This window comes from Amycolatopsis sp. NBC_00345 (assembly GCF_036116635.1).
GTDB lineage: Bacteria > Actinomycetota > Actinomycetes > Mycobacteriales > Pseudonocardiaceae > Amycolatopsis.
In genome coordinates this window covers 6,296,403-6,309,130 of the sequence record NZ_CP107995.1, presented here as the reverse complement: position 1 = coordinate 6,309,130, position 12,728 = coordinate 6,296,403, and the positions used below count along the sequence as shown (strand labels likewise).

The 12,728-nt window shown below is 69.3% G+C and carries 16 protein-coding genes; 14 read left to right on the top strand and 2 right to left on the bottom strand.

Features of this window, described 5'->3' with window-relative positions; translation table 11 throughout:
- Positions 1 to 27: 27 nt before the first annotated feature.
- The 11 genes from OG943_RS28195 to OG943_RS28145 all read left to right on the top strand — a co-directional run bounded on the left by OG943_RS28195 (position 28) and on the right by OG943_RS28145 (position 8,767).
- Positions 28 to 480 (top strand): hypothetical protein, encoded by a 453-nt coding sequence (locus tag OG943_RS28195; RefSeq protein WP_328603944.1) that lies wholly within the window; start codon positions 28 to 30, stop codon positions 478 to 480.
- A 393-nt stretch (positions 481 to 873) separates the two neighbouring features.
- Entirely contained in the window at positions 874 to 1,659 is a 786-nt protein-coding gene (gene atpB / locus OG943_RS28190; protein ID WP_328603943.1) for a F0F1 ATP synthase subunit A, read from the top strand.
- A 56-nt stretch (positions 1,660 to 1,715) separates the two neighbouring features.
- Positions 1,716 to 1,973 carry an ATP F0F1 synthase subunit C gene (locus tag OG943_RS28185; protein ID WP_328603942.1) on the top strand — a complete coding sequence of 86 codons (258 nt, stop codon included), beginning with the start codon at positions 1,716 to 1,718 and terminating at the stop codon, positions 1,971 to 1,973.
- A 29-nt stretch (positions 1,974 to 2,002) separates the two neighbouring features.
- On the top strand, positions 2,003 to 2,551 hold the full coding sequence (locus tag OG943_RS28180; protein WP_328603941.1) for a F0F1 ATP synthase subunit B: 549 nt from the start codon (positions 2,003 to 2,005) through the stop codon (positions 2,549 to 2,551).
- A gap of 6 nt (positions 2,552 to 2,557) precedes the next feature.
- On the top strand, positions 2,558 to 3,385 hold the full coding sequence (locus OG943_RS28175; RefSeq protein WP_328603940.1) for a F0F1 ATP synthase subunit delta: 828 nt from the start codon (positions 2,558 to 2,560) through the stop codon (positions 3,383 to 3,385).
- A gap of 67 nt (positions 3,386 to 3,452) precedes the next feature.
- Positions 3,453 to 5,093: a F0F1 ATP synthase subunit alpha gene (gene atpA, locus OG943_RS28170; protein ID WP_328603939.1), complete on the top strand. Its 1,641-nt coding sequence runs from the start codon at positions 3,453 to 3,455 to the stop codon at positions 5,091 to 5,093.
- Between the two features lie 11 nt (positions 5,094 to 5,104).
- Positions 5,105 to 6,037 carry a F0F1 ATP synthase subunit gamma gene (locus OG943_RS28165; protein WP_328603938.1) on the top strand — a complete coding sequence of 311 codons (933 nt, stop codon included), beginning with the start codon at positions 5,105 to 5,107 and terminating at the stop codon, positions 6,035 to 6,037.
- The gene (atpD, locus tag OG943_RS28160; RefSeq protein ID WP_315656398.1) at positions 6,037 to 7,464 is read left to right on the top strand and encodes a F0F1 ATP synthase subunit beta; all 1,428 of its coding nucleotides are present in this window, start codon (positions 6,037 to 6,039) and stop codon (positions 7,462 to 7,464) included. Before OG943_RS28165 ends, atpD begins: the two co-directional genes overlap by 1 nt.
- Before the next feature lie 123 nt (positions 7,465 to 7,587).
- Positions 7,588 to 7,944 carry a F0F1 ATP synthase subunit epsilon gene (locus tag OG943_RS28155; protein ID WP_328612164.1) on the top strand — a complete coding sequence of 119 codons (357 nt, stop codon included), beginning with the start codon at positions 7,588 to 7,590 and terminating at the stop codon, positions 7,942 to 7,944.
- 25 nt (positions 7,945 to 7,969) lie between these two features.
- Entirely contained in the window at positions 7,970 to 8,404 is a 435-nt protein-coding gene (locus OG943_RS28150; RefSeq protein WP_328603937.1) for a DUF2550 domain-containing protein, read from the top strand.
- A gap of 84 nt (positions 8,405 to 8,488) precedes the next feature.
- Positions 8,489 to 8,767, top strand: a complete 279-nt coding sequence (locus OG943_RS28145; protein WP_328603936.1) for a hypothetical protein — start codon at positions 8,489 to 8,491, stop codon at positions 8,765 to 8,767.
- Between the two features lie 47 nt (positions 8,768 to 8,814).
- Here OG943_RS28145 and OG943_RS28140 read toward each other — a convergent pair whose 3' ends face one another.
- On the bottom strand, positions 8,815 to 9,381 hold the full coding sequence (locus OG943_RS28140) for a cob(I)yrinic acid a,c-diamide adenosyltransferase (RefSeq protein ID WP_328603935.1): 567 nt from the start codon (positions 9,379 to 9,381) through the stop codon (positions 8,815 to 8,817).
- 61 nt (positions 9,382 to 9,442) lie between these two features.
- Here OG943_RS28140 and murA point away from each other — a divergent pair, with 61 nt between their 5' ends.
- From murA to OG943_RS28125, 3 genes are all read left to right on the top strand, one after another.
- Positions 9,443 to 10,717: a UDP-N-acetylglucosamine 1-carboxyvinyltransferase gene (gene murA / locus OG943_RS28135; RefSeq protein WP_328603934.1), complete on the top strand. Its 1,275-nt coding sequence runs from the start codon at positions 9,443 to 9,445 to the stop codon at positions 10,715 to 10,717.
- 150 nt (positions 10,718 to 10,867) lie between these two features.
- Positions 10,868 to 11,296 carry a nuclear transport factor 2 family protein gene (locus OG943_RS28130; protein WP_328603933.1) on the top strand — a complete coding sequence of 143 codons (429 nt, stop codon included), beginning with the start codon at positions 10,868 to 10,870 and terminating at the stop codon, positions 11,294 to 11,296.
- Positions 11,289 to 12,098 carry an NmrA family NAD(P)-binding protein gene (locus OG943_RS28125; protein ID WP_328603932.1) on the top strand — a complete coding sequence of 270 codons (810 nt, stop codon included), beginning with the start codon at positions 11,289 to 11,291 and terminating at the stop codon, positions 12,096 to 12,098. The genes OG943_RS28130 and OG943_RS28125 overlap by 8 nt, the downstream gene beginning before the upstream one ends.
- On the opposite strand, the gene OG943_RS28120 is transcribed toward OG943_RS28125, so the two are convergent.
- Complete coding sequence (locus OG943_RS28120; RefSeq protein ID WP_328603931.1) at positions 12,095 to 12,721, bottom strand: LysE family translocator; 627 nt, start codon at positions 12,719 to 12,721, stop codon at positions 12,095 to 12,097. The genes OG943_RS28125 and OG943_RS28120 overlap by 4 nt on opposite strands.
- Positions 12,722 to 12,728: the final 7 nt, after the last annotated feature.

Genomic DNA, 12,728 nt, shown 5'->3' with positions numbered 1-12,728 from the left:
CGGGTCGAACCGAGCAGGGAGCCAGTTGTGAGCGACACCGAGACCACCGCGCAGGAGAACCCGCACGCCGCACCGGTGCGGAAGGCCGCACGGGCGATGACCCGGGCGTCGCTGCTGGTGACCCCGCCCGCCGTGCTGGTCTGCATCGTGCTGTTCAGCGTCCTCAACGGACTGCACGGATTCCTCGGCTCGCTCGTCGGCGGCGTGCTGGCGCTGCTCGCCTCGCTGTCCACCCTCGGCATGATGCGGTTCAGCGCCGGCCAGGACCCGATGTTCGTGATGGTCATCGCGCTCGGCGGGTACGTCATCAAGGTCATCGTGCTCTTCGGCGCGCTCACCCTGCTCAAGGGCGTGACCGTGCTGCACCCGATGTCGCTGGGCATCACCATGATCGTGGCCATCCTGGTCGCGGCGGCCGTGGAGTTCGCCGCTTTCCGCCGTACCAACCTCCCGGCGATCGTCATCACCGAAGGCAAGTGACCGGTTCTTGAATGGGAAGTGACCGGTTCGGGACGCCGGTCCCGGTCGGCCCGGGACTTAGGTCCTCGACCGTTCGGCTGGTTAGGAGTACGTCTGTACGGCACTGATTGACCTGCTGGTATGGTCCGCTCATGGGTGGCGGCCTCGGCCGCACACTCCCGACGACGAACCGCGATCAGCAGTGTGGCGACCGATGGTTTCCGCCTTCCGCTGCAGGTCCGAAGTAGACCGCAGGGCAGTGTTAACGCGAGACATCCCCGTGTGCAAGCCGTCTTCGGCGCACAGTGGGTAAGCCGCCTCCGGCGTCCCGACGCGTGTCGGGTACGTTAAGTCCAGATCGTGACGATTCCCCCGGCGGAGTGAACGCCGGCCGGGAGAACCGGGAGGAGCCCAGTGGGCGCGCTGGTACTGACCGAGGGTGCGACGTTTACACCCCCGGGTGCGGAAAGCTTCGAGTTGCCGCCGTTGTTCGGCTTTGTCACCAAGCCGATGCTCCTGGTCGTGCTCTCGGTGATCATCATTGCGACGTACTTCCTGCTGGCGACCCGCAAGCTCAAGGTCGTGCCGACCAAGGGGCAGTTCGCCGCCGAGTTCATCTATGACTTCGCCCGGAACAACATCGCGCGTGAGCAGATCGGCTCACGAGACTTCAAGCGCTTCGTTCCGATGATTTTCGCGTTGTTCACCTTCATCCTGATGAACAACCTGTACGGCATCATCCCCTTCCTGCAGTTCCCGACCATGGCGCGGTTCGCTTTCCCGGTCGCGCTGTCGGTGCTCGTGGTGTACCCGGTCTACCACTACGTGGGGATCAAGCGGCACGGCCTCGGCGGGTACTTCAAGAAGGAGCTCGCCCCGGCCGGGGTGCCGGGCCCGGTGCTGCCGCTGTTCGCGGTGATCGAGTTCGCGGAGAAGTTCTTCCTCAACCCGCTCACACTCGCCATCCGAGTTTTCGCCGCCATGTTCGCGGGACACCTCATCCTCGCGGTGTTCACGCTCGGCGGCACCTTCCTGCTGACCGAGACGTCGAGCATCGCGCTGAAGCCGGTCTCCCTGGTGGCCTGGATCTTCGCGATCGGGCTGACCTTCCTGGAGGCTTTCATCCAGGTGCTGCAGGCCTACATCTTCGCCCTGCTGTCCGCGGGGTACATCGGCGCCGCGCTGGCCGCGGAGCACTGAGAAAAGACAAGCCCCGATCCGCGTGAGTACGCGGACCGAAGTGAAGGGAAACGCACGTGAGCAACATCCTTCTGGCCCAGGCCGCCGCCGAGACGACCGTGAACCTGAACAAGGGTCTCGCCGCGATCGGTTACGGCCTTGGCGCGATCGGCCCGGGCATCGGCGTGGGCCTGATCTTCGCCGCGGTGATCAACGGCACCGCCCGTCAGCCGGAGGCGCAGAGCAAGCTCCAGGGCATCGGTTACGCGACCTTCGTGCTCACCGAGGTGCTCGCCCTGATCGGTATCGTCATCTACTTCATCGCCTCCTCCTGAGTCGTCTGCTTCTCGCTTAAGGAGACGTTGTGCTGAAGACCGAAGTGGTGCTGGCCGAGGCCCACAACCCGATCATTCCGGACTGGTCGGAGCTGATCCTCGGTATCGTCGCGTTCCTGATTCTGCTGTTCATCCTCAAGAAGTACGTGGTCCCGCGTTTCGAGACCGCGTACGAGGAGCGGGCGCAGAAGATCGAAGGCGGCATCGAGAAGGCCGAGCGCGCCCAGGCCGAGGCCGAAGAAGCGCTGGCGCAGTACAAGGCGCAGCTGGCCGAGGCCCGGTCCGAGGCCGCGAAGATCCGTGACGACGCGCGGCTCGAAGCCGAGCAGATCAAGGCGGAGCTCCGCGCCGAGGCCGAGTCCGAGTCCCAGCGGATCGTCGCGCAGGGGCAGGCCCAGCTGCAGGCCCAGAAGGCGCAGATCGTCGCCGAGCTGCGGGCCGACATGGGCCGCAACGCGGTCGAGCTGGCCAGCCGCATCGTCGGCGAGTCGCTCGAGGACGAGGCGCGTCGCCGGGGCACCGTCGACCGCTTCCTGCAGGAGCTGGAAACCGCCGGCGCTAACGGAGCGGGGAAGTAGACCAGAATGACGCTGCATGCTGCGAGCCGTGAAGCGCTCGACCTCGCCGAGAAGCGTCTCGGCGAGGTACTGGCCGACGCCGACCCCGCAGTGCCGGCCTTGGTCGGGGACGAGCTGCTTTCGGTCGTCGACCTCCTCGACCGCGAGATCGGCCTGCGCCGGGCAGTCGGCGACGCTTCGGTCGAGCCGGAGGCCCGCCAGGGCCTCGTCCGTCGCCTGTTCGACGGGAAGCTGAGCGAGCCGTCGCTGAAGGTGCTCGACACCGTGGCGGGCAGCCGCTGGTCCAGCCCGCGTCAGCTGACCGACGGGCTCGAGTCGGTCGGCCGCTCGGCGCTGCTCACCGCCGCCGAGCAGACCGGGAACGTCGACACCGTCGAATCCCAGCTGTTCCAGGTCGCGCGCATCGTGGCCGGCTCCCCGGAGCTGGAGGCCGCGCTCTCGGACCTGGCCGGCCCCGCCGAAGCCAAGCGGACGCTGGTCCGGGGGCTGTTCGCGGACAAGGTCGACGTGGTCACCGAGACCCTGGTCGAGCAGGTCGTCCGCCGCGCCAAGGGGCGTGGCGTCGGCATCGGGCTCGACAAGCTGGTCAAGCTGGCCGCGGAACGGCGTCAGCGCTCCGTCGCCTATGTGACGAGCGCGAACGCCCTCACCGACGAGCAGCAGACCCAGCTCGGGTCGAAGCTCAACGGGATCTACGGCCGGTCCATGGCCCTGCACGTCGAGGTGGACCCCCGGCTCGGCGGCGGACTCGTCGTCCGGGTCGGCGACGAGGTCATCGACGGCAGCACGGCCGGACAGCTCGCCACCCTGCGTGGCCGGCTGAGCCGGGCCTGACCGGCGTGCCCGGCCGGCCCAACAGACTTTGCACACTGGACAGAACAGAAGCGAGAGCGGGAACGAAATGGCGGAGCTGACGATCTCCTCGGACGAGATCGCCCACGCGATCGAGAACTACGTCTCGAGTTACGCCCCTTCCGTTGAGAGGGAAGAGGTCGGCGTCGTCGTCGACGCCGGTGACGGTATCGCCCACGTCGAGGGCCTGCCCTCGGCCATGGCCAACGAGCTGCTCGAGTTCCCGGGCGGCGTCCTCGGTGTGGCGCTGAACCTCGACGCGCGTTCGATCGGTGTCGCTATCCTGGGTGACTTCGAGACCATCGAAGAAGGCCAGCAGGTCAAGCGCACCGGCCAGGTCCTGTCCGTGCCGGTCGGCGACGGCTACCTCGGCCGGGTCGTGGACCCGCTGGGCCAGGCCATCGACGGGCTCGGCGAGATCGAGACCACGGGCCGTCGCCCGCTGGAGCTCAAGGCCGCCTCGGTGGTCGAGCGCCAGCCGGTGTCCGAGCCGCTGCAGACCGGCATCACCGCCATCGACGCGATGACGCCGATCGGCCGTGGCCAGCGCCAGCTGATCATCGGCGACCGCAAGACCGGCAAGACGGCGGTCGCGGTCGACACGATCATCAACCAGAAGGCCAACTGGGAGACCGGCGACACGAAGAAGCAGGTTCGCTGCATCTACGTCGCGGTCGGCCAGAAGGGCTCCACGATCGCCGCGGTGAAGAAGTCGCTCGAGGACGCGGGCGCGATGGAGTACACCACCATCGTCGCGGCCCCGGCTTCCGATTCGGCCGGCTTCAAGTGGATCGCCCCCTACACCGGCTCGGCCATCGGCCAGCACTGGATGTACGAGGGCCAGCACGTCCTGATCGTGTTCGACGACCTGACCAAGCAGGCCGACGCCTACCGCGCGATCTCGCTGCTGCTGCGCCGCCCGCCGGGCCGCGAGGCCTTCCCCGGCGACGTCTTCTACTTGCACTCCCGCCTGCTGGAGCGGTGCGCGAAGCTGTCGGACGAGCTGGGTGCCGGCTCGCTGACCGGGCTGCCGATCATCGAGACCAAGGCCAACGACGTGTCGGCCTACATCCCGACGAACGTCATCTCGATCACCGACGGCCAGTGCTTCTTCCAGTCGGACCTGTTCAACGCCGGCCAGCGCCCGGCCATCGACGTGGGCATCTCGGTGTCCCGCGTGGGTGGTGCCGCGCAGGTCAAGGCGATGAAGGACGTTTCGGGCTCGCTCCGGATCGACCTGTCGCAGTACCGCGAGCTGGAGTCCTTCGCCGCGTTCGCCTCCGACCTCGACGACGCCTCCAAGGCACAGCTCGAGCGGGGCGCGCGCCTGTACGAGGTGCTCAAGCAGCCGCAGTACTCGCCGGTCCCGGTCGAGGAGCAGGTCGCCACGGTGTTCCTGGGCACGAACGGGCACTACGACTCGGTCCCGACCGAGGACGTCCGCCGGTTCAACCACGAGTTCCTCGACTCGGCGCGCCGCAAGCACGGCGAGATCCTCGGCTCGGTCCGCGACACGGGCAAGTTCTCGCCCGAGGCCCGCGAGAGCCTGGTCGACGCGGTGAACGAGTTCAAGAAGGAGTTCACCACCTCCGAGGGCAAGAACCTGGCCGAAGCGAACACCGAGGCCATGGACGCCGACCAGGTCGGGCAGGAGACCGTGAAGGTCAACAAGCCCGCGCCGAAGAAGTGAGCTGGTAGCTCATGGCCGCACAGCTGCGGGAACTCAGGTCGCGCATCAAGGCGACCAAATCGATCGGCAAGATCACCAAGGCGATGGAGCTCATCGCCACCGCGCGCATCACCAAGGCGCGGGCGAAGGTCGCCGCCTCCCGGCCGTACGCCGACGAGATCACCAAGGTGCTCTCGGCGCTGGCCGGTGCGGCGGCCAACCTCGACCACCCGCTGCTGGTCGAGCGCCCGAACCCGAAGCGCGCCGCGGTACTGGTCGTCACCAGCGACAAGGGCCAGTGCGGTGGGTACAACACCAACGTGCTCAAGGCGACCGAGGAACTGCTCAAGCTCCTGCGTGACGAGGGCAAGCAGCCCGAGGTCTACGTGACCGGCAGCAAGGGGCTGAACTACTACCGGTTCCGCGGCCGCCCGGTGACCGGCAGCTGGACGGGCTTCTCCGACCAGCCGGGTTACGCCAACGCGGTCGAGGCCGCCGAGACGCTGGTGGCCTCGTTCCTCTCCGGCACCGACGACGCCACCGGCAACGCCGACGGCATCGAAGGGGTCGACGAGATCCACGTCGTCTACACCGAGTTCGTCTCGATGCTGACGCAGCGCCCGGTGGCCAAGCGGGTCGCCCCGCTGGAGGTCGAGTACAGCGAGGAAGAACCGCAGCCCGGGTTGCTCCCGAGCTACGAGTTCGAGCCGAGTGCCGACCGCCTGCTGTCCGCGCTGCTGCCGAAGTACATCAACACGCGCCTCTACTCGGCGCTGCTGGAGTCGGCGGCGTCGGAGCTGGCAGCCCGGCGCACCGCGATGAAGGCCGCGTCGGACAACGCGAACGACCTGGTGGGAAACCTGACGCGGGAGATGAACCAGGCCCGTCAGGCGCAGATCACCCAGGAGATCTCCGAAATCGTCGGTGGCGCGAACGCGCTCACCGCAGCAGGAAGTGATGACTGATGACCAGTACTGAAGCCCCGCGCGCCAAGGGGCGCATCGTGTCGGTGACCGGTCCGGTCGTCGACGTCGAGTTCCCGCGCGGTTCCGTGCCCGACCAGTTCAACGCGCTCAAGGTCGAGATCGAGTTCGAGCAGCTGCGCAAGACCGTGACGCTCGAGGTCGCCAGCCACCTCGGTGACAACCTCGTGCGCACCATTTCGCTGCAGCCGCAGGACGGCCTCGTCCGCGGCGCCGAGGTCACCGACACCGGCAAGCCGATCACCGTCCCGGTGGGCGACAAGGTCAAGGGCCACGTCTACAACGCGCTCGGCGAGTGCCTGGACGAGCCCGGCTACGGCGACGACCTCGAGCGCTGGGGCATCCACCGCAACCCGCCTTCCTTCGACCAGCTCGAGGGCAAGACGGAGATGCTGGAGACCGGCCTGAAGGTCGTCGACCTGCTCACCCCGTACGTCCAGGGTGGCAAGATCGGCCTGTTCGGCGGTGCCGGCGTGGGCAAGACGGTGCTGATCAAGGAGATGATCACCCGTGTCGCCCGGAACTTCGGTGGCACCTCGGTGTTCGCCGGCGTCGGCGAGCGCACCCGTGAGGGCAACGACCTCTTCCTGGAGATGAGCGAGGACGGCGTCATCAACGACACCGCCCTCGTGTTCGGCCAGATGGACGAGCCGCCCGGCACGCGTATGCGCGTCGCGCTGTCCGCGCTGACCATGGCGGAGTACTTCCGCGATGTGCAGAACCAGGACGTGCTGCTGTTCATCGACAACATCTTCCGGTTCACCCAGGCCGGCTCCGAGGTCTCGACCCTGCTGGGCCGGATGCCTTCGGCCGTGGGCTACCAGCCGACGCTGGCGGACGAGATGGGCCAGCTGCAGGAGCGGATCACCTCGACCCGTGGCCGTTCGATCACCTCGATGCAGGCGATCTACGTGCCCGCGGACGACTACACCGACCCGGCCCCGGCCGCGACGTTCGCCCACCTGGACGCCACCACGGAGCTCTCGCGTGGCGTGTTCCAGAAGGGCATCTTCCCGGCGGTGGACCCGCTGGCGTCGACCTCGACGATCCTCGACCCGGCCATCGTCGGCGAGGACCACTACCGGGTCGCGTCCGAGGTCATCCGGATCCTGCAGAAGTACAAGGAACTGCAGGACATCATCGCGATCCTCGGCATGGACGAGCTCTCGGAAGAGGACAAGCTCACCGTCCAGCGCGCCCGCCGGATCGAGCGTTTCCTCTCCCAGAACATGCTGGTCGCGGAGGCGTTCACGCAGATCCCGGGCTCGACGGTGCCGCTGTCGGAGACCATCGAGTCGTTCGACCGCATCGCCAAGGGCGACTTCGACCACTACCCGGAGCAGGCGTTCCTGGGTATCGGTGGCCTCGAAGACCTCGAGAAGAAGTACAAGGAAATCACCAAGAAGTGACTCCTCGGGGACGGCGGGGGCTGTGTCCATTATGGACTCCAGCCCCCGCCGTTCTCGTAACCGGAGCCTGACCTATTACACTCGGTGGTGACACCCCGAGCGAAGGAGTGCTACGTGGCTGAGATGTCCGTGGAGCTGGTGGCCGTGGAGCGCCGGCTCTGGTCGGGTACCGCCACCTTCGTGGTGGCCCAGACCACCGAGGGTGAGATCGGCATCATGGCCGGCCACGAGCCGGTACTGGGGCAGCTGGTCGAAGGTGGCGTGGTGAAGGTGACCACGACCGACGGCGAAACGGTCTGCGCGGCCGTGCACGGCGGTTTCCTGTCGGTGACCGGCACGGGGGTGAGCGTGCTCGCCGAGAGCGCCGAGCTCTCCGACGAGATCGACGTGGATGCCGCGAAGGCAGCCCTCACCGGCGACGACGAGGCGGGGCGGGCCAGGGCATCGGCCCAGCTGCGCGCGGCCGGTCAGTCGGTCTGATCGAGCGACGAGCAGGAGCCGGGCCGTGAAGATCGCCATCGTGGTGCTGGGGCTCCTGCTCGTGCTCGCAGTGCTGGTCGCCTGGTACGGCCAGCGCTGGATCCGGATGCGCCGCGGTGGCGGCGTCAGCGTCGCGCTGCGGTGGCGTCCGGACGCGGCCCGCTCCAGCTGGCACCTCGGCCTCGGCCGCTACGAGGGTGACGAGTTCGTCTGGTACCGCGTGTGGAGCCTGCGCACCGGCCCGGACCGCGTCTTCCAGCGGGCGAGCATGCAGATCGCCGACCGGCGGGACCCGTCGGGCACGGAGGCCTACGCGGTGCCCGAGGGCGCGACCGTCCTGCGCTGTGAGTCGCCCACGCAGGAGGCGATCGAGATCGCCATGGGACCGGGCGCGCTGACCGGGTTCCTGTCCTGGCTCGAGTCCGCGCCGCCGGGGCGAAGGCTGCCCCGGGCGTCCTGAACCGCGCCTATCCTGGGTGTCATGGACGCCGAGGAGCGCGCTGAGCGCAAGCGTTACTGGGCCGCCAAGGATCGGCTCTAGCGGGTGTCGGATCCTTGGCTGCGCATCGAGGTCCTTGACGGGCCGGTCCCGGCGCGCGAGTGGCGCCGGGCCCACGCCGAGGCCTTGACCGACGCCGCGATCGCGAACCGAGCCGTGCGGTGGGCCTGGCGGGAGCACGGCCGTGGTGTGGTGCTCGAGGTCGCCTTCCGGACTGAGCTCATCCGCGACGAGTTCCGCGATCGGCTTGCGGTCAGGGCGGCGCTCGACGCCGTGCCGGACCCGCTGCACGGGCTCGACGTCGTTCCCGGCGGCGGGGACTAGGTACTTGTCACGCCGATCGGATGTGTCGCTGTTCGGCGCGAGTTCGCTCAGCCGCCCGGCTGCCACAGGACGTCGCCGTCCGGGTTGGCCAGCCGGGAGAGGATGAACAGCAGGTCGGACAGCCGGTTCAGGTACTTCGCCGCGATCGGGTTCGTGGTGCCCGGCTCGGCCTCGATCAGCGCCCAGGCGGCGCGTTCCGCGCGGCGGGTGACGGTGCGGGCCTGGTGCAGGTAGGCCGCGTCGGGGGTGCCGCCCGGCAGGATGAACGACGTGAGCTTCGGCAGCCGCTCGTTGAACTCGTCGCACCAGCCCTCCAGCCGCTCCAGGTACGCCTCGGTGATGCGCAGCGGCTCGTACGGCGGGTCCTGCTGGATCGGCAGGCACAGGTCGGCGCCGACGTCGAAGAGGTCGTTCTGCACGCGCCGCAGCACGGCGGTCAGCTCGTCGGTGAGGCCGCCGGCCGCGACGGCCAGTCCGATCACGGAGTTGGCCTCGTCGGTTTCCGCGTACGCGCCGAGGCGCGGCGAGGTCTTGGGCACCCGGGAGCCGTCGCCCAGCGCGGTGCTGCCGCTGTCGCCGACCTTGGTGTAGACGCGATTGATGCGAACGACCATGAGCCCGACTCTACCGGCCCCGCGTAAGGCAAAACTGGACCGGAGGGCATGATTGGCGGCCATGAGCGAGCACTTCGACGTGCACGGCGGGGCACGGCTGGTCGGCGAGGTCGACGTGGTCGGAGCCAAGAACAGCGTGCTGAAGCTGATGGCGGCGGCCCTGTTGGCCGAGGGCACGACCACCATCCGGAACTGCCCGCAGATCCTGGACGTCCCGTTGATGGGCGACGTCCTGCGCAGCGTGGGCTGCGAGGTGGTGATCGAGGGCGACACGGCGACCATCACCACGCCCGCGGAGCTGTCGCACCGCGCGGATTCGCCGGCGATGGGCAAGCTACGCGCGTCCGTCTGCGTGCTGGGGCCGCTGGTCGGCCGGCTGAAGCAGGCCGTCGTCGCGCTGCCCGGCGGTGACGCGATCGGCTCGCGGCCGCTCGACATGCACCAGAACGGCCTCCGCAAGCTGGGCGCCACGAGCACCATCGAGCACGGCTGCGTGGTGGCGAAGGCGGAATCGCTTGTCGGCGCCCAGATCTGGCTCGACTTCCCGAGCGTCGGCGCGACCGAGAACATCCTGATGGCCGCGGTGCTGGCCGAGGGCACCACGGTGATCGACAACGCCGCGCGCGAGCCGGAGATCATCAACATCTGCGAGATGCTGGTCGAGATGGGCGCGCGGATCGAGGGCGCCGGCACGTCGACGCTCACGGTGCACGGCGTCGAGCAGCTCCGGCCGACCGAGCACCGGGTGATCGGCGACCGGATCGTCGGCGCGACCTGGGCGTTCGCCGCGGCCATGACGCGCGGCGACCTGACCGTGCGCGGGGTCAACCCGCATCACCTGGACCTGGTGCTGGACAAGCTCCGCCTCGGCGGCGCGGAAGTGACGACCTTCGACGAGAAGGGCTTCCGCATCGTCCAGCCCGAGCGCCCGCAGGCGGTCGACTGGGTGACGCTGCCGTACCCCGGCTTCGCCACTGATCTGCAGCCGTTCGCGGTCGCGCTCTCGGCGGTGTCCGAGGGCACGTCGATGATCACGGAGAACGTCTACGAGGCGCGGTTCCGTTTCATCGAGGAGATGATCCGCCTCTCCGGCGACGCCCGCACGGACGGCCACCACGCCGTCGTCCGCGGTGTCGAACGCCTGTCCAGCGCCCCGGTCTGGGCCTCCGACATCCGCGCCGGCGCGGGCCTGGTGCTGGCCGGCCTCTGCGCCGACGGCGTCACCGAGGTCTGGGACGTCTTCCACATCGACCGCGGCTACCCGCACTTCGTCGAGAACCTGAACCGCCTCGGCGCCCGCATCGACCGCGTGGCCGGCGAGCCGGACCGCGCGTAACCGCGCTCTGTGACCTGAGAGGACACCGGCTCCGAGCCGCGGGCACCGGCGGATCATCCGCGGGCTGAGCGAGTGGACGGAACCGTTGCCTCTCAGGTACCTTTTAGTCGGGACGATACAGTCCCGTCCCGACGACTCTGAAGGGGAGCCATGACTCTCGTCGACCGTGCGCTCGACCGGCTGCTCGCCCACGACATGGCCGGGTTCGCGAACCTGTGGGCCGAGGACGGGGTGCTCGAATTCCCGTTCGCCTCGCCCGGTTACCCGCGCCGGGTGGAGGGCCGCGCGGCGATCGCCGAGTACCTGCGCGGCTATCCCGACCTGCTGGACATCCGCGAGATCACCGAGAAGACCGTGCACGAGACGGCGGACGCCGGCGTCACCGTCGTCGAGTTCGAGGTCGCCGGGGTGGCCGTCGCGACGGGGAAGCCGTACCGGCTCGGCTACATCGCCGTCCTGACCGTCCGCGACGGCGAGATCCGGCACTACCGCGACTACTGGAGCCCGCTCGCCGCGGCCGAGGTCCTCGGCGGCGCAGACCAGCTGCTCACCGCGTTCGCCGGGGGCCGGGATGCGTGACGTCCTGGTGCTCGGCTCGACCGGGAACACCGGCGGCCGAGTGCTCCGGCAGCTGCGCGACCGGGGCGTCCCGACCCGGGCCGCGACGCGCCGGCCGACGCGGCCCGGCCAGGTCCGGTTCGACTGGGCCGACCGCGCGACCCACGCCGAGGCCCTCGACGGCGTCGGGGCCGTCTACCTGGTCGCCCCGATCGGGGTCGCCGAGCCGCGGCCGCTGGTGGAGCCGTTCCTCGCCGCCGCGCCGGACGCCAGGGTCGTGCTGCTCAGCTCGTCGCCGGTAGACGACACCACCCCCGGCCTCGGCGAGCTGCACGGGCTCGTCCAGAGGCAGCCGGGCTGGGCGGTCCTGCGGCCGTCGTGGTTCATGCAGAACTTCACCGGTGAGCACCTCGTCGGCCAGACGGCGCGGGACGGCGCGATCGTCACGGCGACCGGTGACGCCCGCGTCGGGTTCGTGGACGCCACCGACATCGCCGCCGTCGCCGTCCGCGCGCTGACCGACGCCGAACCGCACAACACCGAACACGTGCTCACCGGCCCGTCGGCGCTCAGTTACGCCGAAGCCGCGGCGATCGTGGCGGAACGGCTCGGGCGGCCCGTCACGCACCGCGCCGTCACCTCGGCCGAGCTCGCGGCGCGCCACATCGCGGCCGGCATCCCGGCGGAGTTCGCGGCTGTCCTCGCCGCGATGGACGACGCCATCCGCGAAGGGTCCGAGGACCGCGTGACCGACACCGTCGAGCGCGTGACCGGCCGCCCCGCCCGTGACTTCCGCACCTTCGCGAACGAAGAAATCCGCTAGCCCTCCAAGGCAAGCGCGGCGCCGAAGCCGATCAGCACGGTGCCGGTGACGCCGTCGAGCGTGCGGCGCACCCGGCGGCGCTCCAGCCAGGCGCGGACGCGGTGGACGAGCAGGAGCAGCAGCACCTGCCACACCACGCCGACGCCGGCGACGGTGTAGGCCAGCAGCAGCGCGTCGCCGGTCGTGGTGACGCCGGGGACGAGGAACTGGGGCAGCACCGAGAGGTACAGCACCAGCACCTTCGGGTTGGTCACGTTGGACAGGAAGCCCTCGCGCCAGCGGCGAAACGGGGTCTGCCGCTGGCGCCGGGCGTCGTGCAGCGCCTCGTAGTCCCCGCGCCAGGCGCCGCGCAAAGCTTGGAAGCCGAGGTAACAGAGGTACGCCACGCCCAGCCACTTCACGGTCTCGAACACCGGCCGCGAACTGGTGATCACCGCGCCCAGCCCGAGCGCGGCGGCGGTGCCCTGCAGGAAGTTCGCGACGGCGATGCCGAAGCACGCCCACGCGCCGCCCCTGGCACCGCCGGACAGCGCGTTTTTCAGCACCACCATGCTGTCCGGCCCCGGAGCCGCGGCGAGAAGCATCATCATGGCGAGGAATCCGCCGTACACACCCCACGTCATGCGCGAA